This window comes from Ottowia sp. VDI28 (assembly GCF_049532675.1).
GTDB lineage: Bacteria > Pseudomonadota > Gammaproteobacteria > Burkholderiales > Burkholderiaceae_C > Ottowia.
Genome location: NZ_CP149820.1, coordinates 1,892,808 through 1,916,412 on the forward strand (window position 1 = coordinate 1,892,808; position 23,605 = coordinate 1,916,412).

Annotated in this window: 26 protein-coding genes, 1 tRNA gene and 2 pseudogenes; 11 read left to right on the forward strand and 18 right to left on the reverse strand. The window is 61.9% G+C overall.

Features of this window, described 5'->3' with window-relative positions:
- Positions 1–25: 25 nt before the first annotated feature.
- Positions 26–1,168, reverse strand: coding sequence for a bifunctional 3,4-dihydroxy-2-butanone-4-phosphate synthase/GTP cyclohydrolase II (ribBA, locus tag WJU18_RS09000; protein WP_423459750.1), 1,143 nt, complete (start codon positions 1,166–1,168; stop codon positions 26–28).
- A 100-nt stretch (positions 1,169–1,268) separates the two neighbouring features.
- On the opposite strand from ribBA, the pseudogene WJU18_RS09005 reads away from it, so the two are divergent.
- Positions 1,269–2,220: pseudogene (locus WJU18_RS09005) on the forward strand (AEC family transporter).
- Between the two features lie 8 nt (positions 2,221–2,228).
- Here WJU18_RS09005 and pdxH read toward each other — a convergent pair.
- Both pdxH and WJU18_RS09015 read right to left on the reverse strand, forming a co-directional pair.
- The gene (gene pdxH / locus WJU18_RS09010; RefSeq protein WP_423459751.1) at positions 2,229–2,864 is read right to left on the reverse strand and encodes a pyridoxamine 5'-phosphate oxidase; all 636 of its coding nucleotides are present in this window, start codon (positions 2,862–2,864) and stop codon (positions 2,229–2,231) included.
- A 37-nt stretch (positions 2,865–2,901) separates the two neighbouring features.
- Positions 2,902–3,464 (reverse strand): annotated as a pseudogene (locus WJU18_RS09015) (gamma-glutamylcyclotransferase).
- 222 nt (positions 3,465–3,686) lie between these two features.
- Here WJU18_RS09015 and WJU18_RS09020 point away from each other — a divergent pair.
- Positions 3,687–4,316 (forward strand): OmpA family protein, encoded by a 630-nt coding sequence (locus WJU18_RS09020; protein ID WP_423459752.1) that lies wholly within the window; start codon positions 3,687–3,689, stop codon positions 4,314–4,316.
- 122 nt (positions 4,317–4,438) lie between these two features.
- On the opposite strand, the gene WJU18_RS09025 is transcribed toward WJU18_RS09020, so the two are convergent.
- Positions 4,439–4,957: a GNAT family N-acetyltransferase gene (locus WJU18_RS09025; protein WP_423459753.1), complete on the reverse strand. Its 519-nt coding sequence runs from the start codon at positions 4,955–4,957 to the stop codon at positions 4,439–4,441.
- Between the two features lie 90 nt (positions 4,958–5,047).
- Between WJU18_RS09025 and WJU18_RS09030 the strand changes: the two genes are divergently transcribed.
- From WJU18_RS09030 to WJU18_RS09040, 3 genes are read left to right on the forward strand one after another with little or no spacing between them, the layout of a single operon-like run.
- The gene (locus WJU18_RS09030; protein ID WP_423459754.1) at positions 5,048–5,320 is read left to right on the forward strand and encodes a metal/formaldehyde-sensitive transcriptional repressor; all 273 of its coding nucleotides are present in this window, start codon (positions 5,048–5,050) and stop codon (positions 5,318–5,320) included.
- A gap of 24 nt (positions 5,321–5,344) precedes the next feature.
- A complete protein-coding gene (dmeF, locus tag WJU18_RS09035; protein ID WP_423459755.1) occupies positions 5,345–6,325 on the forward strand; it encodes a CDF family Co(II)/Ni(II) efflux transporter DmeF in 981 nt (326 codons plus the stop codon).
- Positions 6,322–6,714, forward strand: a complete 393-nt coding sequence (locus WJU18_RS09040) for a YkvA family protein (RefSeq protein WP_423459756.1) — start codon at positions 6,322–6,324, stop codon at positions 6,712–6,714. Before dmeF ends, WJU18_RS09040 begins: the two co-directional genes overlap by 4 nt.
- 14 nt (positions 6,715–6,728) lie before the next feature.
- Here the strand turns inward: WJU18_RS09040 and WJU18_RS09045 are convergent, their stop codons facing one another.
- From WJU18_RS09045 to WJU18_RS09060, 4 genes are read right to left on the reverse strand one after another with little or no spacing between them, the layout of a single operon-like run.
- Positions 6,729–8,249, reverse strand: coding sequence for a CHAD domain-containing protein (locus WJU18_RS09045; protein ID WP_423459757.1), 1,521 nt, complete (start codon positions 8,247–8,249; stop codon positions 6,729–6,731).
- A gap of 38 nt (positions 8,250–8,287) precedes the next feature.
- Positions 8,288–8,701 (reverse strand): lactoylglutathione lyase, encoded by a 414-nt coding sequence (gene gloA, locus WJU18_RS09050; protein ID WP_423459758.1) that lies wholly within the window; start codon positions 8,699–8,701, stop codon positions 8,288–8,290.
- A gap of 53 nt (positions 8,702–8,754) precedes the next feature.
- On the reverse strand, positions 8,755–9,066 hold the full coding sequence (locus WJU18_RS09055; RefSeq protein ID WP_423459759.1) for a hypothetical protein: 312 nt from the start codon (positions 9,064–9,066) through the stop codon (positions 8,755–8,757).
- Positions 9,067–9,074: 8 nt separating this feature from the next.
- On the reverse strand, positions 9,075–9,578 hold the full coding sequence (locus WJU18_RS09060; protein ID WP_423459760.1) for a metallophosphoesterase family protein: 504 nt from the start codon (positions 9,576–9,578) through the stop codon (positions 9,075–9,077).
- 301 nt (positions 9,579–9,879) lie between these two features.
- Here WJU18_RS09060 and WJU18_RS09065 point away from each other — a divergent pair, with 301 nt between their 5' ends.
- On the forward strand, positions 9,880–10,263 hold the full coding sequence (locus WJU18_RS09065) for a hypothetical protein (RefSeq protein WP_423459761.1): 384 nt from the start codon (positions 9,880–9,882) through the stop codon (positions 10,261–10,263).
- A gap of 73 nt (positions 10,264–10,336) precedes the next feature.
- On the opposite strand, the gene WJU18_RS09070 is transcribed toward WJU18_RS09065, so the two are convergent.
- Together WJU18_RS09070 and WJU18_RS09075 are read right to left on the reverse strand one after the other, a co-directional pair.
- Positions 10,337–11,575 carry an ArgE/DapE family deacylase gene (locus WJU18_RS09070; RefSeq protein ID WP_423459762.1) on the reverse strand — a complete coding sequence of 413 codons (1,239 nt, stop codon included), beginning with the start codon at positions 11,573–11,575 and terminating at the stop codon, positions 10,337–10,339.
- Complete coding sequence (locus WJU18_RS09075; protein ID WP_423459763.1) at positions 11,576–12,556, reverse strand: Bug family tripartite tricarboxylate transporter substrate binding protein; 981 nt, start codon at positions 12,554–12,556, stop codon at positions 11,576–11,578. It abuts the gene before it with no gap.
- A gap of 115 nt (positions 12,557–12,671) precedes the next feature.
- Between WJU18_RS09075 and WJU18_RS09080 the strand changes: the two genes are divergently transcribed.
- Entirely contained in the window at positions 12,672–13,577 is a 906-nt protein-coding gene (locus tag WJU18_RS09080; protein ID WP_423459764.1) for a LysR family transcriptional regulator, read from the forward strand.
- Between the two features lie 9 nt (positions 13,578–13,586).
- Here WJU18_RS09080 and WJU18_RS09085 read toward each other — a convergent pair whose 3' ends face one another.
- Both WJU18_RS09085 and WJU18_RS09090 read right to left on the reverse strand, forming a co-directional pair.
- The gene (locus WJU18_RS09085; protein WP_423459765.1) at positions 13,587–15,392 is read right to left on the reverse strand and encodes an acyclic terpene utilization AtuA family protein; all 1,806 of its coding nucleotides are present in this window, start codon (positions 15,390–15,392) and stop codon (positions 13,587–13,589) included.
- 2 nt (positions 15,393–15,394) lie between these two features.
- A complete protein-coding gene (locus WJU18_RS09090; protein WP_423459766.1) occupies positions 15,395–16,399 on the reverse strand; it encodes a Bug family tripartite tricarboxylate transporter substrate binding protein in 1,005 nt (334 codons plus the stop codon).
- 111 nt (positions 16,400–16,510) lie between these two features.
- Between WJU18_RS09090 and WJU18_RS09095 the strand changes: the two genes are divergently transcribed.
- From WJU18_RS09095 to WJU18_RS09110, 4 genes are all read left to right on the forward strand, one after another.
- Positions 16,511–17,407, forward strand: coding sequence for a LysR family transcriptional regulator (locus WJU18_RS09095; RefSeq protein ID WP_423459767.1), 897 nt, complete (start codon positions 16,511–16,513; stop codon positions 17,405–17,407).
- The gene (locus WJU18_RS09100; RefSeq protein WP_423459768.1) at positions 17,404–18,090 is read left to right on the forward strand and encodes a Crp/Fnr family transcriptional regulator; all 687 of its coding nucleotides are present in this window, start codon (positions 17,404–17,406) and stop codon (positions 18,088–18,090) included. The genes WJU18_RS09095 and WJU18_RS09100 overlap by 4 nt, the downstream gene beginning before the upstream one ends.
- A gap of 66 nt (positions 18,091–18,156) precedes the next feature.
- Complete coding sequence (locus WJU18_RS09105) at positions 18,157–19,608, forward strand: sulfatase-like hydrolase/transferase (protein ID WP_423459769.1); 1,452 nt, start codon at positions 18,157–18,159, stop codon at positions 19,606–19,608.
- A gap of 73 nt (positions 19,609–19,681) precedes the next feature.
- Complete coding sequence (locus tag WJU18_RS09110) at positions 19,682–20,617, forward strand: tripartite tricarboxylate transporter substrate-binding protein (RefSeq protein ID WP_423459770.1); 936 nt, start codon at positions 19,682–19,684, stop codon at positions 20,615–20,617.
- Between the two features lie 242 nt (positions 20,618–20,859).
- Here WJU18_RS09110 and WJU18_RS09115 read toward each other — a convergent pair whose 3' ends face one another.
- The 6 genes from WJU18_RS09115 to trxB all read right to left on the reverse strand — a co-directional run bounded on the left by WJU18_RS09115 (position 20,860) and on the right by trxB (position 23,510).
- The gene (locus tag WJU18_RS09115) at positions 20,860–21,249 is read right to left on the reverse strand and encodes a type II toxin-antitoxin system RelE/ParE family toxin (protein WP_423459771.1); all 390 of its coding nucleotides are present in this window, start codon (positions 21,247–21,249) and stop codon (positions 20,860–20,862) included.
- 15 nt (positions 21,250–21,264) lie between these two features.
- Positions 21,265–21,567 (reverse strand): type II toxin-antitoxin system Phd/YefM family antitoxin, encoded by a 303-nt coding sequence (locus WJU18_RS09120; protein ID WP_423459772.1) that lies wholly within the window; start codon positions 21,565–21,567, stop codon positions 21,265–21,267.
- 125 nt (positions 21,568–21,692) lie between these two features.
- Positions 21,693–21,780, reverse strand: a tRNA-Ser gene (locus tag WJU18_RS09125).
- Positions 21,781–21,897: 117 nt separating this feature from the next.
- Positions 21,898–22,068 (reverse strand): 50S ribosomal protein L33, encoded by a 171-nt coding sequence (gene rpmG / locus WJU18_RS09130; protein WP_006298735.1) that lies wholly within the window; start codon positions 22,066–22,068, stop codon positions 21,898–21,900.
- 22 nt (positions 22,069–22,090) lie between these two features.
- Entirely contained in the window at positions 22,091–22,324 is a 234-nt protein-coding gene (gene rpmB / locus WJU18_RS09135) for a 50S ribosomal protein L28 (RefSeq protein ID WP_028601562.1), read from the reverse strand.
- Positions 22,325–22,556: 232 nt separating this feature from the next.
- The gene (trxB, locus tag WJU18_RS09140; protein ID WP_423459773.1) at positions 22,557–23,510 is read right to left on the reverse strand and encodes a thioredoxin-disulfide reductase; all 954 of its coding nucleotides are present in this window, start codon (positions 23,508–23,510) and stop codon (positions 22,557–22,559) included.
- Between the last annotated feature and the right edge of the window lie 95 nt (positions 23,511–23,605).

Consider the following 23,605-nt stretch of genomic DNA (forward strand, 5'->3'; position numbering starts at 1 on the left):
TGGAGGACACCAATGGTTCGTTCGTTCATTCGTTCGTGATGTACCCAGCCACTTCAAGCCCGAAGCCCCCCGCCATGCTGGGCAGGCGGCGTGGCGTGCCCATGAGCTGCATGCGCTGCACGCCGCAGTCGCGCAGGATCTGCGCGCCCACGCCATAGCTGCGCAAGTCCATGCGGCCGCGCTCGGGCGCATGGGCAGCGCGGGACTTGCCCTCGAACTGGGCCAGCAGCTGATCGGCGCTTTCTCCGCAGTTGAGCAGCACCGCCACGCCCTTGCCTTCGGACTGTATATGCGCCAGGCTCGCGTGCACGCTCCAGGAGTGCATGCCGCCCTGGACTTCCAGCGCATCGAGCACGGAAAGCGGCTCATGCACGCGCACGGACACGGCATCTTCCGGTGCCCATTGGCCCAGGACCAGGGCGAGGTGCAGCTCGCCGCTCGGCTTGTCGCGGTAAGCATGGGCCATGAATTCACCGTGAGCGGTGCGCACGGTGCGCGAGGCGACCTTCTCCACCAGGGATTCGTGGCGGCTGCGGTATTCGATCAGATCGGCGATGGTGCCGATCTTCAAGCCATGCGTGGCGGCGAATTCCTGCAGATCCGGCAGCCGTGCCATGGTCCCATCGTCTTTCATGACCTCGCAGATCACGGCAGAGGGCGAGCAGCCAGCCATGGCGGCCAGATCGCACCCCGCCTCGGTATGGCCGGCGCGCATCAGCACCCCACCATCCACGGCCTGCAGGGGGAAAACGTGGCCTGGCTGAACCAGGTCGTCGGCCTGGGCGTTGGCGGCTACCGCTGCTTGCACGGTGCGGGCCCGGTCTGCGGCGGAGATCCCGGTGGTTACGCCCTCGGCCGCCTCGATCGAGACTGTGAACGCGGTGGAGTATTTGGTGCCGTTGCGGGTGGCCATGGGGCGCAACTGCAGGTGCTCGCAGCGCTCACGGGTGAGCGTGAGGCAGATCAGCCCGCGGCCGAATTTGGCCATGAAATTGATGGCATCAGGCGTGACATGATCGGCCGCAAGCACCAGATCGCCTTCGTTTTCACGGTCTTCCTCGTCAACCAGGATGACCATGCGGCCGGCGCGCAGCTCGGCAACAATGTCTTCCACCGGGGCGATGGCCGCTGGTGCGGCGGGTTTGGAAGGGGGCAGGGGAGCGTTCATGGTGGTGCCGTTCGGCGTGGCGCAATCGTGCGCGAGCCGGAAGAAAGCGGAAAAAGTGACATTATCGGCGCTTTGGAATGCTCCATTTGGCTTCTGTCCCATGACCTTGTCGCTTGACCACCCCGTTCTATCCTCGCTGCTGCCGGTGGTGGTGCTGATCGGCATCGGCTTTCTGGCCGGCCGCATGAAGCTGATTCGCGGCGAGGGCGTGCGCGATCTGTCCAATCTGGTGTTCCTGGTGCTGGTGCAGGCGTTGCTGTTCCGCACCATGGCCACGGCGCACCTGGAGCAGCTCGATTTGCGGTCGGTGGCGCTGTATTACATCGTGGCCGGAGCCCTGTTCTTCGCACTTTTGTTCATCCAGGGCCTGAACAGCCGCTCAGCCGTGCTGGCCCTGGCGGGAATTTTCAGCAATACCCTCATGATCGGCGTACCTTTGGTCCAGCTGGCCTACGGCCAGGCGGGGCTGGTGCATCTTTTCACGCTGATTTCCATGCACGCGCTGGTGCTGCTGACCATCGCAACCATCGTCATCGAGCTGCTGGTGGCCCGGGAAGGGGCCGCCGCAGAGGGGGCCGCCCCGGCACATCGTGGCCACGGTGGCGCAGGCTGTCAAAAACGCCATCCTGCACCCGGTGCCGCTTCCCATCATCGCGGGTTTTCTCTATTCACTGACCGGCATCGGTTTGCATCCCGTGGTCGAGCGTCCGCTCAAGTTGCTGGGGGATGCCTTCGGGCCTGTGGCGCTGGTGCTGGTGGGCGTGACCCTCGCGCAAACCGCCATTGGGCCTCACCTGCGCGGAGCGCTCGTCATATCAGCCATCAAGACGGTGCTGCACCCTTTGCTCATGGCCTTTGCGGGGTGGGCGCTCGGTATCACAGGCCTGCCACTCGCGGTCATGGTGGTCGCCGCGGCCCTGCCGGTCGGCGCCAATGTGTTTCTGTTTTCGCAGCGCTACCACAAGGCCGAGGATCTTGTGACGGCCTCGGTGGCTGTGTCGACGGCTGTGGCCATTGCCACGGTATCGGTGGTGATGGGCCTGTTGCGCTAGTCATGCTCCTAGGGAGCGAGCCGCTCCCGTGTCCAGGAGCCGTCCTGCAAACGGTAGCAAAGCCGGTCATGCAGCCGGCTCTTGCGGCCCTGCCAGAACTCCCAGCGGTCCGCCACCAGCCGGTAACCACCCCAATGCGGAGGGCGCGGCGGATTCAGGAGGAATTTGGCGCCGTATTTGGCGGCTTCCGCCGCCAGCCAGGTGCGGCTGGGGATGACTTGGCTCTGCGGGCTGGCCCAGGCGCCGATGCGGCTGTCGAGAGGGCGGCTGGCAAAGTACTCGTCGCTCTCGGCGTCGCTCACTTTTTCGACCTGGCCTTCAATGCGTACCACACGCTCCAGCTCCACCCAGTGGAATTGCAGTGCGGCATAAGGATTGCCAGCCAGTTCCAAGCCTTTGCGGCCCTGGTAGTTGGTGTACCAGACGATGCCGCGCGCATCAAAATCCTTGATCAACACGATGCGTGTGCTGGGCCGCATATTGCTTCCCACGGTCGCCAGTGTCATGGCATTGGGTTCGGGCACTTCGCTTTTGCGGGCCTCCTCGAACCATTGGGCAAACTGGTGCAGAGGATCGGCGTGTGAGGCTTCTTCGGAAAGCTCGGCGCGTTCGTAGCTTTTGCGCAGGTGGGCAATATCGCTCATACGCGGAAGTATAGGCAGGAGAACAGGCTGGAGAAGTTTATTTTCCCGGCTCCGCGTGGATGAGCAGCCGGCCAAGCGAGCGATCGCCAATGCCATGGGCGAGCAGGCTCTCGTGCGTCTGGCGGGCATAGTCCAGGGTGGTGCCGTAGCGCCCGCGCGCTTCCTGGAAGATGCGGCGGTACTGCTCCGGTGTCAGTTCTCCGGTGAACGACGGGCTGCGCCGCGAGAGCGTGAAGGCCAGTGCCGGTACCGTGCCGTGCGGCGTGGCGCAGGGCAGCCAGCGCGGGTCGTAGACCCCGGTCGGCATCTCGCGTGCCCATAGAAGATCGAACACTTCATCGGCATGGCGGCGCGGCACCCGATAGACCACCCCCGGCAACTGCCCCCGGCCAGCAGAGCGAACACCAAGCCGGGCAACTCGGGCGAGCCGCGATTGACGCGGCTCCACATGGCCAGCGCACGGTGCCAGCCGTGCACGCGCGTGGCATGGCGTTCGGTGTGATCGAAATCGGGGCGCCAGATCAGCGACGCGTAGCCGAATACCCACAGATCCTGCGTGTGGCCACGCTTTTGCCATTGTCCGCGCGCTTCCTCGAGCATGCGGGCGGGATCCCGCCCTGAGATGCGCAGATGCAGGTAGGGATCGGGCGCCGCGCGGACGGTCTGCTCCGGCGGTCCGGCATTTTCTCGAAGAAGGGACATGACTCTTTATATAATTTCCGGTGAATCAATAAAAGACCCCCCACGCTTTCCCGCTCCGCGTGGTCCGCTGCCCCCTTTGCCGGGGGCAGTTTTTATCTTAGGGCGGCTTAGCGATCAAAAATGGCTTCTTCTCAAGACGACGACAACAACCAGCGGCTGGCGCTTGGTATCGTGTTCAGCGTGATTGTGCTGGCGGTGGGCCTGGCCATTGGCGTGGCCATGCATCAAGTCAGCAAGCGGGCTGCGAAACTCGGCGGCGCGAATGCGGCCGTCAGTACGGTGGATGCGAGCGCGGCTGGCGCAGCCGGAGCTGCAGGGGCAACTGGTGCTGCGAGCGGCGGTGTGGCGCTGCCGGCCACACCGGGCAGTGGTGCAATGGGCATGGGCACTGGTGCGGCCAGCACGGGCGCCATGACGTCCGACGCCGCCAGCGTGGTGGTGGAGAGCGGGGTGGTCAAGTTCTACTTTGCCAGCGGCAAGGCCGAATTGGCTCAGGGCGCCAAAGAGGCGCTGGGCGATATCGTCAAGGGCGTGGCCGCGGGTCAGACCGCTTCGATCAGCGGTTTCCATGACGACACCGGCAACGCAGCGCAAAACGAAGAGCTGGCCAAGCTGCGTGCCGTGGCCGTGCGCGACACCCTGATTTCGCTCGGTATCGGCGAAGACAAGCTGGAGCTGCGCAAGCCCGAAGTCACCACGGCTACCGGCAGCAACGCCGAAGCGCGCCGCGTGGAAGTGCGTTTGCAGTAACACTGCTTTCCGCTCTTTCCTGTCGCATGGCGGGGAAGAGTGCTTGCGGAGCGCGGCCAGCGCCTCAGAGCATGTTCAAAGTCTCGGCGCAACGGACCCGCGAGGAGACTTTGAACATGCTCTCAGGCCGTGGCCTCAAAGGCCTCGCTATAGCGAACAAGGCCTTCGGGCACCGGCCCGTGCAAAGCCAGTGCCAGAAAATACTCGGGCGGTACTCCCGGTAGTTTCAGTTCCGGATAAGGCCGGAACCCAAAGCGGGTGTAGTACGCCGGCTCTCCCAGCAGCACGCAGCCTGCAGCCCCCATGGCTTTCAAGTCGGAGAGTGCCATTGCCATCAGGCGCGAGCCAACACCCTGCCTTTGCCTTTCGGGCAAGACAGAGATCGGCCCCAGGCCATACCAGTCGTTCGCTGGCTCTCCACTCTCTTTAGCGACGCTGACCGGGGAGACGGCCACGTGACCGACAATTTGCCCTCGTTCCTCGGCAACGATTGAAAGCGTTAACGCATTGGTGGCGCGCAGTGCACGCACAATGAATTGTTCAGTGTGGCTGGTGTGAGGCGCATGGGCAAACGCAGCGATAGTCACCTTCTCGATGGCGTCGGCATCGCCCCGGGTTTCCTGCCGGAATTGAATGGCCATGAATGGATGATAGCCTCTCGATCGATCATATTAGTATAGTCCCCTATACTATATTGACTGAATGTTCATGTGATTGCTTCGAACCTTGCCATGTCTCACACTTTGCGCCAGAAAGACAAGCTGATAGCCCGCGTTCGCCGCATCAAGGGGCAACTGGAGGGAATCGAGCGCGCATTGGCGGCAGATGCGGCATGTATCGAGGTGCTGCGACAAATTGCCTCGGTGCGGGGGGCGGTGGGCGGATTGACAGCGGAGGTGATGGAAGATCATCTGCGCGAGCATGTCGTGGAGGCGGCCACCGAACAGGAGCGCCGTCAGGGCGGCGATGAACTGCGCGACATCATTCGCGCCTACGTGAAATAAGCCGATTGATTCAGGAGCTCCCAAATGGTCAGCAGTAGTCCCTTGGCTTCGGGTCACGATCATTTCTTTCTTGGGAGCGACCACCAGCGCAATGAGCGCAAGGTATGGCTGGTGATTGCGCTCACGGCCGGCATGATGCTGGTGGAAATCGGCGCTGGTACGGTCTATGGCTCGATGGCTTTGGTGGCTGACGGCTGGCATATGTCCACCCATGCGGTAGCCATGCTGATTTCAGCGCTTGCCTATTGGTTCGCCCGTCGGCAGGCGGCCAATCCTCGCTTCACCTTTGGTACCGGCAAACTTGGCGACCTGGCAGGCTTTGCCAGCGCGGTGTTCCTGTTCCTGGTGGCCTTGCTGATTGGCTGGGAGAGTCTGATTCGCCTTGCCCAGCCTATACCTATCGACTTTGAGCAGGCGATCGCCGTGGCTGCTGCAGGGTTGGTGGTCAACCTGATCTGTGCCTGGTTGTTGAAAGACGACCATTCCCATGACAGCCCCCATCACAGCGATCACCCTCATCACCACGATCAACAACAACATCATCACAGCCATCACGAGGCGCCTCATGGGCCTGCCAAGGTCCGCGACAACAACCTGCAAGCGGCCTATCTGCATGTACTGGCCGATGCATTGACCTCCGTTCTGGCCATTGTCGCGTTACTGCTGGGGCGGAGCTACGGCTGGTCATGGGCCGATCCCGCCATGGGCGTGGTAGGCGGCGTAGTGATCGTCCGGTGGTCCTGGGGCTTGATCCGGGATGCTGGCAGCGTGCTGCTTGACGCTGTTGCCGAAGGGCAGGAAGTGCGGCGGGAAGTCCGGGAGACCATCGAGTCCACGGGAAGCCAGATCACGGACCTGCATGTATGGCAGGTGGGGCCTGGCCATTTCGCGGCCATCGTTTCACTGACCACAAGGAATCCCATGGAGCCCGCCGGCTACAAGGCGTTGCTGGCACACGTCCATGAGTTATCGCATGTCACTATCGAAGTCCAGCGCACGGCATGAGCATCAGCATTGCTCTGAAAAATTGGGCCAAACGGATCAAGCGAGACGGCGTGACGCTGTGGTTTGCAGGCAAACATCCGCAGACGCCATGGTACGCAAAGGCACTGGGTATATTCGTTGTGGCTTACGCGCTGAGCCCGATTGATCTGGTGCCGGACTTTATCCCCGTGCTGGGCTATGTGGACGACGTGCTGCTGCTGCCAGCGTTGATCTGGCTGGCCGTGCGCATGCTGCCTCCAGATGTCCTCCTGGAGTGCCGCGCTCAGGCAGATGAGTGGATGCGAACGCAGGGCGCCAAGCCGAGCAGCCGGTGGGGCGCGTTGCTCATCATGGCTGTTTGGGTGGCTCTTGGCGCCGCGCTGTGGTTTTGGTTGAAGCGGTACCTGTAGCCCTTGGAGCGGGTTTAGCGCACACTCTTACGGCTTGACCAGGCGTGGGCCGCGATGCCGCGCAGGAAGCCGATAATGGCGCGGTCCACTCCCAGGGGCTGCAGCAGGTCGGCCAGCAATTGCAAATCGCGCGCAGCGCCAATGCCGGTCTGCAGCTCGGTCGCCTGGTTCGTCCAGCGGCGCGCGCGAGCGGTAGGCACTACCGCTTGCATGGCTTCCAGGCAATAGCGTGTGCGCTTGGCCAACAGGCGTGCGCGGTGCTGATGCTTCACAGCCTCGTTGTCCTGCGAATCTTCGGTGGCTTCCATCGCGTCCACCTCTCGCGATAAGCGCTGATGCAGACGTTGAACGCGTTTCGCTGCCCAGGGGCCAAGCCGTTCCGGGGTGGCTTGGGCATGCAGTCCATGCAGCCATTCGCTGGCACGCACCAGTGCAGCACCGGTGGCCGGGGCCGCCAGGGCTTTCAGCAGCGTCGTACGGCCAGCGCGGCGTTGAACTTGCAAAGCGGCTTCCATGGCGCGCCAGTCAGCTTCGCGGCGCGCATCGCCAGCGATGAACGCATCAGCCCACGGGGGCAGGCTTTCGAGCGCGGCAACATCGAGATCACGCAGGGCGCCCAACGCCTTCAGCAGCGGCTCCAGGGCTGACATGTCTGGGGCGGGGTAGTGCTGCAGCAAGGGCTTGAACAGCCACAGCCCACTGCGCCAGCGGCGCCAGCCCACACGGGCTTGGTGCACCAGCTCCGCATGATCGGCGTGCAGGATGCCGGTCAGGTTTCCGGTGAACTGGCTCAGCATTTCGCCGAGGATTTCCTGCGCTGCCTCCAGTGCGGGCTGGTGGGGCTCAAGCGGCAGCACCCGCGCACGCACGGGGACCGCACTGATGCCGCTTGCGAGCCGCCAGCCATGTTCGGCCTTGCTGGTTTCGGCAGGAAGTACAGCCGTATGAGCTGCAATCTGCTTTGCCAGAGTGAAGATCGCCTCGGTACGGCCTTGGACCAATTCCAGCTCAAGCTCGCAGATCGGCAGGCGCAGTCCATTGGCACGCACGGTGCCGAGGTCGAGCGCGATCTCGATCCGGCTGCCATCCTCGGTGTTTATTTGCCAAAGGGTGCGCGTGCTCTCGGTTTCAAAGCAAGGGGCCAGTTGCGCGAACAGGTGCTCGTCGCCGTCGATGGCATGCCAAGGCGTGTCCTGCAAGGCAGCGGGGTCCAGTGCGCCCCGGCGAAGCGTGGTTTCCCACTCGCCCCGCTGGCTCAGTCCGCCCGCGCTGTGGCCGGCGGTTTTCAGGGTCTGAATCCATCGCGGGCGGCTTCCGGCCCCTTCGCGCACGCTGCGCAGGCGCAAGGCCGCCTTGTGCTTGCGCAGATGCTGTTCAGGCGTGTCGAAATAGATATTGCGCAGGCGTTGCTGCTTGAAATCGGTTCCCGCCAGCGGCAGAGCGGATGCCAACTGCTGAACGATGTGACGCTGCTCGGCTCCGGGCAGGGCGAGCTTTAGCTCGATTTCACCGGGCGTGCTGGAGGCATGTGCCATGGATCGCTCACGCTTTCACCGCTTGCTGTGGCTATCGGCTAACGCAGTCCCTGGCCGCCGCTCTCATCCGTGCGCTGGATGAGCTCGATCTTGTAGCCGTCCGGATCCGTGACGAAGGCGATTACGGTGGTACCGCCTTTGACCGGTCCGGCTTCGCGCGTGACATTACCGCCGGCCGCCTTGATTTTTTCGCAAGCCGCATAAGCATCAGGCACGCCCAGGGCGATATGGCCGTAGGCCGTGCCCATCTCATACTGTTCCGTGCCCCAGTTGTAGGTGAGCTCGATTTCCGCCTGACCGGGGTTGCCACCCGCATAGCCCAGGAAGGCCAGTGAATATTTGTACTCAGGGTTTTCGGAGCGGCGCAGAAGCTCCATGCCCAGTACACGAGTGTAGAAATCGATTGAACGATCCAGATTGCCGACGCGCAGCATGGTGTGAAGGAATCTCATGCGTCTATTTTCGCTCCATTGCCGCCATACACGACACCGTATTCAGCACTGCCTTAAGTAGGAAATGGCCCTGGAAATGGCTCCACATGGCTGAAGTGGCACGCCATGCCATCCTCGGCCGTCCAGCGGTACAGGCCGATCATGGGGGGTTCCAGCCGGCAGGCCACGGGTGCCCCGGGGCGCAGGTTCAGCTCGAGCTGGTGGGATGAGGAGGGTGCCACCAGCACGGGGGCACCTCCCAGCGAACCCAGGATCGGCCGATGCATGTGACCCGCCGCGATCAATTGCACCGCGCCGTGCGCTGCCACCAGCCGCTTCAACGGAGCGATGCCTTCCAGCAGGCCACAGGCATCCATGGCGCTCATGCCGGTCATCAGGGAGGGTGGTGCATGAAGATCACCACGGGCTGGCCGGCGCAGGCATTCAATCGGGCCTCCAGCCAGTCGAGCTGAGGCGGGCTCACGACACCGTAGGCCTTGCCGGGTACCACGGTATCCAATCCGATGAATTGCAGCCCGCCATGCTCGACGTGAACGCACGCGTGCCCGGCAGGCGCGTCTTCAGCCACGGGCATCAAGTCGCCCAACACAAGCCGCGCGGTTTCAGGGAGATCGTGGTTGCCCGGCACCGCAAGCACCAGCGGGCCTTGCGTGGCTTGTTCGGGCAGTTCTTCTTTCAGGATGTTCAGCAGCGTGGCGTAGTCTTGTGCACGCCCTGAATCACTCAGGTCGCCGCTCAGAAGCAACACCTTGGGGGCTGGGGAAAGCTGCTTGACATGCGCGAGCGCGCGCCGGAAGGCCACTTCGGTTCCCGGATGGCCGGGCATCGGGCTCATGTCCAGCCCGATGTGCGGATCGGTGACGTGGGCGATCAGCATGACATTCTCGAAGTCATGCTGTGGTGATCCTGCGATCCATCTTCATGAGAGCGTATGGGCGAGTACTGCTGCTGCATAAATCAGCTGAGTGAAGCTCGGGGTTTCCATGGAACCTCCGTTTTCCTGAACGAAGGCTCCATTTTGTATCTTTGGCGTCCATGTGTCATGGTTCAGACCTGTGACAATTGTCACGCGGAGGGCTTCCCGTTGAGGTCAGGCTTTGAGATTGCGCGCTGGGCGAGAATGCATGCCAAGTTCTGCGATCATTTGCCAGCCGATTGAACCGAAGAAAGAATTCTGCATGACCATGCTGACACAATCCTTGCTCTACACCGATGCCGATGGCCGTGCGCGCTGGCGTGACGAGGCCTTGCCCCTGGCTGAGGCCGCGCCAGGGGTGCGCCTGTCGGCGCTATCGGCTTCCGGAGGCGTGCAGTGGCGCAGCAGCCCGGTGGGTTTCAAGAGCGATTTTCATTGCACCACCACGCCGCAGTGGCTGGTGGTGATTCAGGGACGCATGGAGATCGGCTTGCAGGATGGCAGCACGCGTATATTCGGGCCCGGCGAGTATTTTTATTCCAACGATACTCTGCCCGCAGGCGCTACCTTTGATCCGGCGCTGCACGGCCATCGCAGCAGGCAAGTAGGCGACGAGCCCCTGGTCACGCTGTTTGTGCGTTCCTGAGTGCAGCCATGCGCGCGTTTGCGTGCGTAGCGGCGTGCGCAGTGGCATGCGCCGCCAATAGCACTTCGGCTGACTACGCCAGCGACAACAATTCCTTGGCGACAGCCAACTGCACCTGATATACAGCTTTCACCTGATCAATCAGGACATGCTCGTCCACCCCGCCCATATTGAAGGCCGTAGGGCCGTAGACGACGGCGGGCATACCGGCGTGCCTGAACAGGCGGGCATCCGTCAAGCCGACACGCATGTTGGCGACGGCCTCGGGGGCTACCTTTTCACGCGCATGCTTCAGGAAACATTGAACCAGGCGATGGTCCGGGGAAGTCAGGGCTGGTTCGGTTTCGCTGCCCGGAACTGTTTCCCATTGAATGGCGGGATGCCTGGACAAGCGCTCGGCGATAAGGCGCTTCATGTCTTCACCGCTGAAGCCGGACGGAAAACGGATGTCGACCGTGGCTTCCGCGTGCGCGGGAACGATGTTGGGAACCTGTCCTGAATGGAAAGAGCCCACATTGACCGTAATGTCCCGCAGGTTCTCGAACTCGCCAGTACCGCCTTCCTGCTCGGAGACTTCCCGCGCCTCCTTCATGGCTTCCAACACGTGTGCAGGAAGCCTGGTCGGCAAGTCGCGCAGGGTAAGGAGATCGTTCAGCGCTGCTGTCAACAGCTCGATCGCGTTCACTCCCAGATGGACGTGCGCGCCATGACAGGCTTTACCCCGGCTGGTGAGTTTGAGCCACATGACGCCTTTCTCACCATAGCGCACCACTCGGGGATGTCCGGCGTCGGCATTGAGCAGATAGTCGCCACGTGACTCCGGCACGTTTGCCAGCAGCCAGCGGGTTCCCCAGGTGCCGCCGGTTTCTTCATCGGACACCAGCGTCAAAACCAGCTCACCTTTCATTTTCCCTTGCTGCTGCGCCAGCGCCCGTACCACGGTGACGAGAATGGCGACGCCGGCTTTCATATCACCCGCGCCGCGTCCGTAGAGGCGGCCATCGCGGAGGTCTCCGCTGAACGGGTCCGCGGACCATCCGGCGGGATCGCCCGCGGTGAAGGTGTCCAGGTGTCCGTTGAGGACGACACGTGGGCCGGCTTCCGCTCCGCGGACAATCGCCACCAGGTTCACGATGCCTTTTTGCGGTTCGAAGCGATTGATCTCGATGTGAGGGTGGTCCAGATGCTTCGCGACGGCGCTGGCCACCGCGGTGGTATCGCCCGGAGGGTTCTCGCTCGGGATCTGGATGAGCTGGCGGGCCAACGAGATCAGCTCAGTGTCCGCGTGCGGTGTATCCATGTTGGCGGTCATTCAGTTCACCGTGATGTTGCGCGTCTTGACGACATCGCCCCAGCGTTTGTATTCGGTCTGGATTGCACGGGTCAGTGCGGGTCCCGATGTGTCAGATGCCTTGGTAATGGCCAGTGCATTGAATTTCTCTTGCACGCTGGTCGACAGCAACGCTTTGTCTAGTGCGGCACGGACGCGTTCCACGGCGGCTTTGGGCGTTCCCGCAGGTCCCGCGATGCCTAGCCAGTAATCGACCGTGACATCGCGGTAGCCGGCTTCGGCAAAGGTCATGGCGGAAGGAAATTCGGGTACCCGCTGATCCGAGGCGATCGCGAGCATGCGGACTTTTCCGCCATCGAGATAGGGCTTCGTCGCCAGATAGCTGTTGAAAAGGCCGTCGAGCCGTCCGGCCAGCAGATCGGGCAGCGCGGGACCGGTACCCAGATAGGGCAGGTGGGTCAGTTTGAAGCCGGCGGACTGGGCGAATACTTCTGCCATCAGATGCGTGAGACTCCCGTTTCCACCGGAGCCGATGCGCATGCCTTCGGGGCGTGAGCGGGCCAGCGTCACGAATTCGGCCAGGGTTTTCGCAGGCAAGGTGTCTGGAACGATGAATCCCAGCGAAGAGCCGCCGATCAGTCCGACGGGTTCCAGATCCTTGACGGGGTTGTACTTGACGGACGCCTTCAGCACATGGGGAACGATGGTGACAGGCAAATCCGTCAGCAAAAGCGTATAGCCATCCGCCGGGCTCCGGACAACGATCTCGGTGCCCACCATCGAGCCTGCTCCGGGCTTGTTGTCGATCACCAGGGGTTGCCCCAGTGAACGGCCCATCTCTTCGGCGATCACGCGTGCCACGATATCCGAAGGTCCTCCCGGTCCGTAGGGGACGACCAGCCGGATCGGCTTGCTGGGATAGGCGGCGGGCTGGGCGAGGGCGGCGACGCATGACAAGGCCATCATGCCGGCGAGGAAAGACTTGCGGGAGATGCGAATCATGGTGGGCCTCAGGTCAATTGAATCGGTTGAACCGGCAGGAGTGTCCCAACAGACTTGGTCATGAGTCAAATGAATAATAAGCGGCATTTTCAAACTTGGAGTTATGCTCGGCCAAATGAAAAATGCCCCCATACGGCTGCACCACATCGCGCTGCTGCAAGTTCTTGCGACATCGACCACCTTGACGCAGGCTGCGAACCGCTTGAACGTCACCCAACCTGCGGTGAGCAAGCAGTTGGCGCAGTTGCACGAGGCTTTGGGTTACCGGCTTTTCGAGCGCAAAGGCCATACGCTGCGGCCGACCTTCGAAGCCCGGGCGTTGCTGGACCAGATCAGCCGCGTAAGTTCTTCGCTATCGGTGCTCAATGAACTCGCGATCGAATTTCGAAATGCGCGGCCGGGACACTTGCAGATCGGGTGCATTCCCTCGGCCGCTATCCACCTCCTGCCGCATGCGCTGTCGCCGATCCAAGCCGAGAACAAGGATCTTCTCTGCACGGTGCATACGGGCAATACGCAGCAGGTGGTGCACTGGATCGATACTCAGCAGGTGGATGTCGCCATTGCCATGAAGGTGCATGACGCTGGCAAGTGGCACTATGAACGTCTGCTGCCGCTCAGGCTCGAGTGCCTGATGCTGCGCGATCACCCGCTGGCGAAACTGCGCTCCATCAAGGCAAGCGATCTGAATGAATGGCACGTGATCGGCATCGAGCTTCCATCCATTGTCTGGCCGGGAGCCGGGCAGCCCTGGTGGGACCAGGAAATCTCATCGGTTCAAACCCGGGTCGATTCAGCCCATGTCGCCTGCAAGATGGCCGAACTGGGCATGGGTGTAGCGGTCGCCGACAGCATGTCCGTGGCTTCGTTTGCGAATGAGCGCATGTGCCGCAGGCCACTCAGGAATGCGATGCGCGCGGAAATCGGGATTTACAGGGCGACGGACCGGCCGGGCAATGAAGTCGCGCAGAGCATGGTGAGCGCCCTGCACAGGTACGCGTCTTCCCTGGAGCCCTTGTGATGACATGATTCAGTGCGGGTCTGGAGTAGGCCGGGCCACTTCCATCTCAAGCAGCATCTGAGCCATGCCCTTGCCCATCGGATCGGTGCGCAAGGAGGAGGGGCCCCCGCCATCCAGGGCTTGGTCCATCACGAAGTTCAAGGCCTGAAGTCCTGGCACCTCATAGCGGCTGATGCCTCCCTTGACCAGGTGGCCAAGATGGCCGCGGACTTTGCCGACAGTCAGCACCCGCTTCAGGTGACCGAAGTGCGCTGGGTCGCGGGCGAACACAGCAACATTGGAGGTGTCGCCCTTGTCTCCCGAGCGGCCATGCGCGATCTCCAACAAAGGGATGGCAGTACCACCCGCAGGCACCTCTGGATAGCTGCTGTCCTGCCGCTCCGCCTCGGTATAAGGGTGCGGCGGCGAGCCTTCAGTATTCAAGGCCACGGGATGCTGCTGGCCTGCCAGGATCACCAGGGGAGGCGTCAACCGCGCCTTGCCGACCAGGCACGTGAACAGCCGATGCATGGGCTCCACGGGCGGCCGGGCATTCAGCGTCAGGGAGCTGCCGCTCGTGGTGCCGGGCGCGAAGGAAACCCCAGGCGCACGCGATTCCCGTGAGAACAGATCCAGGGCTTCGGCAGAGTCGTGCGTCACCACCAGCCGGGCAATGGCTTCCCGGCTGTGGCAGGGCTGCGCGTGCGGCCCATAGCCATCTTCGGCGCCCACGACCGTCGCGGAGTATCTCGAAAAATCCGAGAACCCTCGTGTCTTGAGCAAATGCCTCGTGCGATTCAGCAGCGCTTCGGCGGTGCGCCGCGCCTTGCCCGCGGCGTTAACTCCAAATACCGACACCTGGGCCGTGCACCGGTAGCCTGCCTGGTAGCTGGCGGACATCTTGTAGGTATCCGGTGCCATGCTGCCGCGCGCGCCCTGCACGAGAACCTGATCCTGCCCGACGGAGGTCGTGGTGACTTCCGTGAAATCGCAGACCACGTCAGGAAGCACATAGTGGGCTGGATCGGCGACCTCGTAGAGAATCTGCTCCTTCACCGTCATGGGTTCGACGAGACCGCCCGTCCGGGCCGGCTTGCGGAGGACGAAGGAGCCATCCGCTTGGCACACCGCGTAGGGGTAGCCGATGTTTTCCCAATCGGGCACGCGTTCCCAATCGGTGAAGATGCCGCCCGTTGCCTGGGCACCGCATTCCAGCACGTGCCCAACCAGTGAGCCGCTCGCGAGCAGATCCCAGTCATCGGCGCGCCAGCCGAACTCGTGCATCAGAATGCCCAAAGTGGCCGCGCTGTCCACGATGCGTCCCGTCACCACGATATCGGCACCCAACGCAAGCGCCTTGGCTATGGCGGGTGCGCCAAGATAGGCATTGGCGCTGTCCACGCTGCCGGGCGCCGGCGCTCCCGTATAGAAGTCCCGGGCATCCGATGCGCGGAGCTGGTCCATCAGATGCGTGCAATCATCGCCCGTGACATAGGCGACCTTCATGGACAGGTTCAGCTTCGCGAGATGGTCTTCGATAGCCGCGGCGCAGGCCTCCGGGTTGAGTCCGCCGGCATTGGCCACCAGTCGGATGCCCTTGCCGGCGCAAGTCCTGGCGATCTGAGGCAGCACGTAATCGACGAACTCGATGGAGTAGCCAAGCCGTGCATCATTCTTGCGCGTCTGGGAAAAGCCCGAGAGCGTCATCTCGGCCAGGTAGTCGAACACAAGATACTGCATGCCCGGTACCCCCACCAATTGAGTGGGGCCGAGAATGCTGTCGCCGACAAAAGCCGAGGCGCCGCCGATCAGGACGGTTCGGGATGGAGTGGTCACAATCAGTCCAGGGAGATGTTGAGCGCTTTGATGATCTTGCCGTTGACGTCCGATTCGCTGACGAGGAACTTGTCGAACTCGGCAGGCGTGCTGCCCACGGGGTCGGTGCTGATGGAGGCGAGTTTGCTCACCAGTTCCGGGTCCTTGAGCACTTCAGCCACTGTTTGCGACAGGCGGTCTACGATGGCCTTCGGGGTCTTGGCCGGCGCCAGCAAGCCGGACCAGGCGTAAGCCACCATATCGGGATAACCGGCTTCGCGCATACCCGGGGCGTCCGGCAGCAGGGGCGAGCGGCCTGAGCCGGTGACCGCCAGCGCGGTCAACTTGCCGCTCTTGATGTGCGCACCCATGGCCGAAACGGCATCGAACATGAAGCCCACGCGCCCTGCCAGCAGATCCGAGACTGCGTCGGCGGAGCCCTTGTAGGCCACATGCTGCGTCGAACTCATGCCCGAGCTTCTCGCGAACCGCTCACCCAGTAGATGCGCGGCGGAACCCACGCCGCTGCTCGCGAACGTCAGCGGCGCGTTCTTGTCGTTGCCTGATGCCACCAGTTGCTTGAGGCTGGTGATGCCTGGCCTGCCAGTGACCACCACCAGCGAGGTGTTGGTCATGTGCGAAATCGGCACGAGATCGGCGCGGCTGTAAGGCAGCTTTTTGTAGAGCGCAAAGTTGTTGGCGTAGGCGCCGATGGCCACGAGAAGCGTATAGCCATCCGGCGCCGCCTTGGCCACGGCTTCTGTGCCGATGATGCTGTTGGCACCCGGTTTGTTGTCGATGAGGAAGGTCTGGCCGAGCTTCGCCGACAGGCGCTTGGCGACCTCGCGCGCGATGATGTCCGTATTGCCGCCAGCCGGGTAGGGAACCACCACGCGGACCGGGCGCTCCGGGTAGGCTGTGACCGGGTCCGCGAAAGCGGTGGCGCTGGCCGCCAAGGCCAGCCCGGCTGCCAGCGCCGGAAAGAGGCGCGCCGGGCGGGCGGCCATGAGGAATCCATTCATTTTCATCTTGCGTCTCCTTCGGGTTTCTTTCTGCGTCCGATTATGGGAATGGACTCTCTCATGCGCTATGCTGAAACCGAGTTTTTTGTGATAACCAGATAGAATCGGTAGAGCGCCATGGAAATCGATGATTTGCTTTGGTTCAAGCGGGTGGCCGAGCGGGGCAGCGTGCGCCGGGCTGCGGCGGAACTGGGTGTGAGCCAGCCCGCGCTTTCCAAGGCCATCAGGCGCCTGGAAATCTCCTTTGGCTTGAAGCTGTTCGAGCGCACCGCGCGTGGCGTGTTGCTCACCGATGCCGGCCGCACGGTGTACCAGCGGGCGATCCAGATCTCGGACTGGAGCCTGAACATGGCTGCTGACGTCGCCAGCCTGAAATCAGCCAATACCGGCCTGCTGCGGGTGGGCGTGGTGCCTGCGCTGATCCAGGCTTTGCTGATACCAGCCGCCAGGGCCATGCTCGATCAGAGCCGGTTCACGATCCGCGTGCAACTGAGCGACCAGTTGTTTCAGCTTCTCAGCACTGGCGAGATCGATTGCGCGATCGCGGCCATGGACGACCGGGCATCAAACGAATTCAACCACCAGATTCTGGGTCAGCAACGCAGCATGGTGGTGGGGCGAGCCCACCATCCGCTTCAGAAACGTTCATTCGATGTGACCGATCTGGGGGCCCAGGAGTGGGTGTTGTCGCCCAAGCACATCGTGCTCAGGCAGTGGGTAGACCGCTTCCTGAGAACCAACTCCCGCAAGGAACTGATGCCTGCGATCGAAGTCGACGCCACACCAGCCGTGCTCGCACCCTTGATCGAAACCACTGACCTGTTGACCGTGCTCACGGAGGATGCCTTGAGATCGCCCGCATGCCGGAAGCTGCGCGCCTTGCCCGCGCCCGCGCCGGTCTGGTGTTTGGATATTGGCCTGTTCTGGCGCCGTACCGCACAATTCGGGCCTCAGATGGAGCGATTCCGCAGTCTGGTAGCGGAAGCCTACGCGGGCAGTCGGCATACAAAATGACCCATTCAAGACCGCAAGCGGCGCGCAGCCTCGATCTCGCTCTTGACCTGGCTGCGGCTCTGTTGGCCCACATGGGACTCGATCGGTACCCGGTGGTCAAGATGAGCAAGGGGAGGTGGGTCAAGAGAACGGGTGAACGGCTGGATGCCTTGCCCTATATTGTTCGGGGCCGATTGGACGCCGTGCTGCAGTTGGGCGAAGAGGGCATGCAGGTCATTCCAGTCACATTTGGCCCAGGTGAAATCGCCTTGCTCTCGGCGCTGTTCTCCGGAGAACCGATTCACGGTGAATTTCTCGCGTCCGAGGACTTGCAGATCCGCTGGTTGCCTATTCACGATCTGGAGTCATTGCTGCAGCTTGAGCCCGGGCTATTGTTGCTGCTGGTGAAGTTTCTTTCTCAACGGCTTCGCGAGGTACGGGCCAGAGAACGCGGCTGGCTTGAACGAGGTGTGCATGAGCGCGTTTGCGCTGGCCTGGCACGCGTCGCCTTGGAGGTGATGCCCGGCACATCTGACCAGCCCTGGACCGTGCGAATCACGCACGAACGCTTGGCGCTGCGTTGTGGTGTGAGTAGGCCCAAACTGTCGCTGACGCTCAAGCAACTGGAAAGTGCAGGCGCCATACGGCTGAGCCGTGGCCGCGTCGAGCTGCTGGACTACGCGGCGCTGACCGCCCGGCGGTGAGCGCGGACATGTGCAATGTTCCTGCGGGAACAGACACGCACGCACGAGCCGCGAACAATGCGGCCCATGAGCCACACGCTTGCGCCCAAGAATCTGCTGTTGATCGTTTCGGATGAGCACAACCCCAAGGCCATGGGCTTTGCCGGGCATCCGGAGGTGAAAACCCCGCACCTGGATCGCTTGGCCGCAGGGGGGACGTGCTTTACCAACGCGACCTGCGCCAGCCCGATCTGTGTGCCCGCACGCGCGGCCCTCGCGACCGGTCTCAACCTCTTCGAACTGGGCCATTGGGACAATGTAGACGCCTACGACGGCCGCACGCCGAGCTGGCACCATGTGGTCAGGGCTGCCGGCCATGAGGTGGTGTCGATAGGCAAGCTGCACTACCGCGGTTGGGAAGGTGACGACTACGGCTTCACCGAAAGCCTCCTGCCCATGCACATCCATGGTGGCCGTGGCGAAGTCAAGATGCTGCTGCGCAATCCGCCAACTTCCATTGGCGACGGCTCCAACATGCTGGCTTCGGCCAAAGCGGGCGAATCAGACTACACCCGCTACGACGCACAGATCACTCAGCGCGCGGTCGACTGGATACACGCGCACGGCCGCACGCCTAGTGACAAGCCTTGGGTGTTGATGGTGTCGCTGGTGGCGCCACATTTCCCGTTGACTGCGCCAACCGAATTCTTCAACCTGTATGCCGACAAGCCTTTGCATTTGCCCAAGGCTTATCACTTCGGCGTGGACCCGAAGGCCCATCCCTTTGTACGCCAATACGCGCAGCAAAGCGGCTACAACCAACACTTCAAGACCGAAGCCGATGTGCGGCGCGCGTTGTGTGGCTACTACGGCCTGGTGTCCTATCTGGATTCACACGTCGGCGCGTTGCTCGATGCGCTCTCCGAAGCCGGGCTCTCCGAGGACACTCGGGTGATATACACCAGCGACCATGGCGACAACACAGGCGCTCGCGGCCTGTGGGGCAAGAGCACGATGTACGCGGAGTCTGTGGGCGTTCCCATGATCCTGAGCGGACCCGGCGTGAAGCCCGCCCGCACAGAACACGCAGCCGTGAGCCACATCGATGTGTACAACACGGTGCTGGAGGCAGTGGGCGTGCCGCTGGACAGCAGCACCGCCAGTGTCCGGTCGCAATCGCTGTTGTCCCCGGTAGCGGCTGAACGCATCACGCTGTCCGAATACCACACCATCGGCTCGCACTCAGGCGTGTTCATGCTGCAGGATGCGCGCACCAAGTACGTCCATCACTGCGACCTGGCGCCGGAGCTGTTCGATCTGGAGAGCGATCCGCAGGAGTTGGTGAATCTGGCCGAGCGGCCTGACCGGCAAGCGCTGCTCAGGCATTGGGAGGCACGGCTGCATGGGCTGTGTGATCCCGGCGAGGTAGACCGGAGGGCCAAAAGCCGCCAGAACGCGTTGATCGATTTTTTCGGAGGTGAAGACGCTATCCGGTCAGGGCAGGGCATTGGTGGCTATACCCCGTCACCCATCCGTTGAGCCGGGCAGGCCACTCAAACTCAGGAGACCTATGAAAACCTTGCATACCCTGGTCCAAATCCAAGTGGCCGCCATGAGCGTGCTGTTGATGGCCACGGCGGCCCAGTCACAGACCGCTGGCGGCACAGTAAAAATTCTGGTGGGCTTTCCGGCCGGCGGCGCACCCGATGCAGTAGCACGCGCATTTGCCGACGAACTCAGGCAAACGACGAACGCGACCGTGGTCGTCGAGAACAAGCCGGGCGCGAGCGGCAAGATCGCCATCGACAGCTTGCTGTCTGCCCCTGCTGATGGCAACACCATCGCGGTGATCCCCTCCAGTATCTTGGTTTTGGTGCCCCAAATCATCAAGGTTGCCAAATACGATGCCGTGCGCGACTTCGTCACGTTGGGCAGCGTCGCGGAGTACGGGTTCGGCGTTGCGGCGGGGCCAGCCTCAAAGGCCACCACGATGGCTGAGTACAAGGCGTGGGCACGAGCCAACAGCAGCCATAGCGCGTTCGCGACGCCGGGTGCCGGTACGCCGCAGCATTTCCTGGGTGCGCAACTGGAAAAGGCCCTGGGCATCTCGTTGACGCAAGTCCCCTATAGAGGCGGAGCGGCCGCGGTCGGTGACGTCATAGGCGGCCAGGTTCCGCTTCTGATCACCACGGAGCAACTGCTTGTTCCGCACGAGGGGCAAGGCAAACTCAAGACACTGCTGATCACATCCAAGGAGCGCAATCCCAAATTGCCCAACGTGCCGACCGCGCGCGAAGCAGGTATGGCCCAACTGGAGTCGGTTGACTGGTTCGGTCTATTTGGAAAAGCTGGTATGGCATCGGCCAAAGCCGCCCAGTGGCGTGCGCAGGTGGACAAGGTTCTCGCATCGAACCGATACCGGGAAGCCATGAAAAACATGGGCTACACGGTGCCCGCCAAACAGCCGGACGATTTTCCTAAGTTGCTTGCAAGCGAGCGGGCTGCATGGGCAGATCGCGTGAAGCTGTCGGGATTTGCTGCCGAATGAAGCGGCTTCAGCCGGATAGCTGGCCCTCGCGATAGGTGCCAGTCGTGGGATCGGTCATCCGGCTGCATGGAATGCCGCAACCCTTCCTCCGTCATTCCCGCGAAGGCAGGAATCCAGTGCCTCCTCTTCACCGCTGCCTGGACTCTCGCTTGCGTGGGAACGACGAGAGTCATGTTCAGGGTTTTTACAATACCCTCATGCGGCTAGTCCCACAAAAATAAAAGCACATCAGAGCACCGGTTTCAGCTACTGGGCCACAACGCCTGAAAATCGAATGAAAGCTGCCGCTGATGGCGGATCGAAAGAAGGTAGACCGTGCCCATGATCCGCGCATACAGCAGCAGGTAGCGCGTCATCACGTATTCGCGCAACTCACCGTCCTCAGCGATCGAGCCCAGTTGTGTGGTCAGGCGGGCAATACCGTTGGCCACCTCGACTGACCGTGCAGGCCGTTTCAGGAATAAGCGCCCCATGCCGGGAAAGCTTTCCAGATTGGGGATGACAGTATCCGTCAGCTCGTCCAAAAGCGCGTCGAAGGCATGTGGAGCCTCGGCTGCGGCCGCGAAAGCCTCGATCTCTTCAAGGTTCCGCTCAAAGTTGCCTGTGAGTTTGACGGTGTGCTTGGCTGTCACGAAGCGAGGCCGTTCCTATCCTGCGGCCTTGGTCGCACGGCGGCGCTTGAGGGTAGTCAGCGTGCTGTGTGCGTCCTTGACCTTGCCCGCTGAGACATCTGCAAGGCCCTGGCTTGCATCGTCAATCAACAGCAGGTGGATGCGCTCGCGCTCAAGCTGGTGGTAGTAGTCCAGCCGCTGGGCGTCGATGATGGCCACATAGCTCTCACCGTTCTTGGTGATGATCTTCTCCGAACCCGCCTTCACCTGGTCAGCCAGTTCGGACAAGTTCGCCCTGGCTTGCGACAGCGGGATCACGTCACCAGCAGAAATGGCCATGGCTTGCTCCTTTGAGGCTTAGCATAGTGTACGAAATTTTGTACATCATACGCGCTCGAAAGTTGGCCGGTAAAAATCAAATAAATAAAAAAAGCACCTGGATAGGCGCTTTTTTTAAGATCATCTGGCGGAAGGGGTGGGATTCGAACCCACGGACACTTGCGCGTCGCCGGTTTTCAAGACCGGTGCAATCGACCACTCTGCCACCCTTCCTGAGACGTTCATCTGGATTCTACCGGCTCGAAGTGAACCGTTTTCCAGATTCCTCCAAAAAGAAACCCGCTGCGCACAGCGGGCTCAGTTTCTGAGAACGTCAGAATCAATGCTGAATTACTTCAGCTTGATTTCCTTGTACTCCACATGCTTGCGAGCCTTGGGGTCGAACTTCATGATCGACATCTTCTCGGGCATGGTTTTCTTGTTCTTGCTGGTGGTGTAGAAGTGGCCGGTACCGGCCGTGGATTCCAGCTTGATCTTTTCGCGTCCGCCTTTGGTGGCCATGATGCTGCTCCTTTAGTTCGGTTTAAGCTTGGCCGCGGGCACGCATGTCGGCGAGCACGGCGTCGATGCCATTCTTGTCGATCAGGCGCAGGGCTGCGCTCGATACGCGCAGGCGCACCCAGCGGTTCTCGCTCTCGACCCAGAAACGGCGGTATTGCAGGTTCGGCAGGAACCGGCGCTTGGTTTTGTTGTTGGCGTGGGAAACATTGTTCCCGACCATCGGGCCCTTGCCCGTGACTTCGCACACTCGTGCCATGAGATCTGACTCCACTAACAGCCGTTGCTGGGCGCCGCATGAAAAAGCGACTCGCTCCGGCCTCACCTCGCCAGGATAGGGGTGGCGGTAACCCCGAAATCAACCAATTCACTCTTCCACTCTTCATGCATTGCAATAAATTGCAATGAGAGTGACAGGCTAGATTTCGAAAAGCCTTTGATTATAGCCAGAATTGGCCCAGATGCGTAGCCGGGCCCAGTTCGGCCTGCCTTCAGTCGCCTTCCTGCTCCAGAAAACGCTGGGCATCCAGGGCCGCCATGCAGCCGGTGCCGGCGCTGGTGATCGCCTGGCGGTAGACATGATCCTGGACGTCTCCCGCCGCGAAAACGCCGGGCACGGAAGTCTGCGTGGCAAAGCCTTTCAGGCCGCCCTGGGTCACGATGTAGCCATTTTCCATGTTCAGGTGGCCCTGGAAAATCTCGGTATTGGGCGAGTGGCCGATGGCGATGAAGCAGCCTTTCAGCTCGAGGTCTTCGGTGCTGCCGTTTTCGGTGCTCTTCAGACGGATGCCCGTGACACCGGAGTCGTCGCCCAGTACCTCCTCCAGGGTGCGGAAGGTCTTGAGTTCGATCTTGCCGGCGGCCACTTTGTCCATCAGCTTGTCGACCAGGATCGGTTCGGCGCGGAATTTGTCGCGCCGATGCACCAGAACGACCTTGCTGGCGATGTTGGAGAGATACAGCGCTTCTTCCACTGCCGTGTTGCCGCCGCCCACCACGCAGACGGGCTGCTCCCGGTAGAAAAAGCCGTCGCAGGTGGCACAGGCCGATACACCCCGGCCCATGAAAGCTGTTTCTGAGGGTAGTCCCAGATACTTGGCAGACGCGCCTGTAGCGATAATGAGTGCATCGCAAGTGTAGGTACCGTTATCCCCTGTCAATGTAAAGGGACGCTGGTGGAGGTCTACTTTGTTAATGTGGTCGAATACGATCTCTGTCTTGAAGCGTTCGGCGTGGGCCTGAAAGCGCTGCATGAGGTCAGGGCCTTGCACGCCATCGACGTCGGCGGGCCAGTTGTCCACTTCAGTGGTGGTCATGAGCTGGCCGCCTTGAGCCATGCCCGTGATGAGAAGCGGGTTCAGATTGGCCCGGGCGGCATAGACAGCGGCGGTGTAGCCCGCCGGGCCGGAGCCCAGGATCAGGACTTTGGCGTGTTTGGCATTCATTTGGTGGAAACCTTGGGGTGTGCGTCCGTTACGCTACGATACAAACAATGTGAACCATTTCGCATTGTCGCTAAGAACGTGAAGCCGTTCTTAAA

Bases quoted from the DNA above. Each gene is read 5' to 3' on its own strand.
- pdxH (WP_423459751.1), bottom strand. From the start codon at position 2,864: ATGAGCGATATTGCCCACCTGCGCAAAAGCTACGAACGCGCCGAGCTT.
- WJU18_RS09025 (WP_423459753.1), bottom strand. From the start codon at position 4,957: ATGGCCATTCAATTCCGGCAGGAAACCCGGGGCGATGCCGACGCCATC.
- dmeF (WP_423459755.1), top strand. From the start codon at position 5,345: ATGGTCAGCAGTAGTCCCTTGGCTTCGGGTCACGATCATTTCTTTCTT.
- WJU18_RS09120 (WP_423459772.1), bottom strand. From the start codon at position 21,567: ATGGCCATTTCTGCTGGTGACGTGATCCCGCTGTCGCAAGCCAGGGCG.
- trxB (WP_423459773.1), bottom strand. From the start codon at position 23,510: ATGAATGCCAAACACGCCAAAGTCCTGATCCTGGGCTCCGGCCCGGCG.
- WJU18_RS09060 (WP_423459760.1), bottom strand. From the start codon at position 9,578: ATGCTGATCGCCCACGTCACCGATCCGCACATCGGGCTGGACATGAGC.
- WJU18_RS09020 (WP_423459752.1), top strand. From the start codon at position 3,687: ATGGCTTCTTCTCAAGACGACGACAACAACCAGCGGCTGGCGCTTGGT.
- WJU18_RS09075 (WP_423459763.1), bottom strand. From the start codon at position 12,556: ATGATTCGCATCTCCCGCAAGTCTTTCCTCGCCGGCATGATGGCCTTG.
- WJU18_RS09040 (WP_423459756.1), top strand. From the start codon at position 6,322: ATGAGCATCAGCATTGCTCTGAAAAATTGGGCCAAACGGATCAAGCGA.
- WJU18_RS09095 (WP_423459767.1), top strand. From the start codon at position 16,511: ATGGAAATCGATGATTTGCTTTGGTTCAAGCGGGTGGCCGAGCGGGGC.
- WJU18_RS09055 (WP_423459759.1), bottom strand. From the start codon at position 9,066: ATGAGCGCCATGGATGCCTGTGGCCTGCTGGAAGGCATCGCTCCGTTG.
- WJU18_RS09065 (WP_423459761.1), top strand. From the start codon at position 9,880: ATGACCATGCTGACACAATCCTTGCTCTACACCGATGCCGATGGCCGT.
- WJU18_RS09105 (WP_423459769.1), top strand. From the start codon at position 18,157: ATGAGCCACACGCTTGCGCCCAAGAATCTGCTGTTGATCGTTTCGGAT.
- WJU18_RS09070 (WP_423459762.1), bottom strand. From the start codon at position 11,575: ATGACCGCCAACATGGATACACCGCACGCGGACACTGAGCTGATCTCG.
- WJU18_RS09090 (WP_423459766.1), bottom strand. From the start codon at position 16,399: ATGAAAATGAATGGATTCCTCATGGCCGCCCGCCCGGCGCGCCTCTTT.
- WJU18_RS09045 (WP_423459757.1), bottom strand. From the start codon at position 8,249: ATGGCACATGCCTCCAGCACGCCCGGTGAAATCGAGCTAAAGCTCGCC.
- WJU18_RS09100 (WP_423459768.1), top strand. From the start codon at position 17,404: ATGACCCATTCAAGACCGCAAGCGGCGCGCAGCCTCGATCTCGCTCTT.
- ribBA (WP_423459750.1), bottom strand. From the start codon at position 1,168: ATGAACGCTCCCCTGCCCCCTTCCAAACCCGCCGCACCAGCGGCCATC.
- rpmB (WP_028601562.1), bottom strand. From the start codon at position 22,324: ATGGCACGAGTGTGCGAAGTCACGGGCAAGGGCCCGATGGTCGGGAAC.
- rpmG (WP_006298735.1), bottom strand. From the start codon at position 22,068: ATGGCCACCAAAGGCGGACGCGAAAAGATCAAGCTGGAATCCACGGCC.
- WJU18_RS09080 (WP_423459764.1), top strand. From the start codon at position 12,672: ATGAAAAATGCCCCCATACGGCTGCACCACATCGCGCTGCTGCAAGTT.
- WJU18_RS09110 (WP_423459770.1), top strand. From the start codon at position 19,682: ATGAGCGTGCTGTTGATGGCCACGGCGGCCCAGTCACAGACCGCTGGC.
- gloA (WP_423459758.1), bottom strand. From the start codon at position 8,701: ATGAGATTCCTTCACACCATGCTGCGCGTCGGCAATCTGGATCGTTCA.
- WJU18_RS09030 (WP_423459754.1), top strand. From the start codon at position 5,048: ATGTCTCACACTTTGCGCCAGAAAGACAAGCTGATAGCCCGCGTTCGC.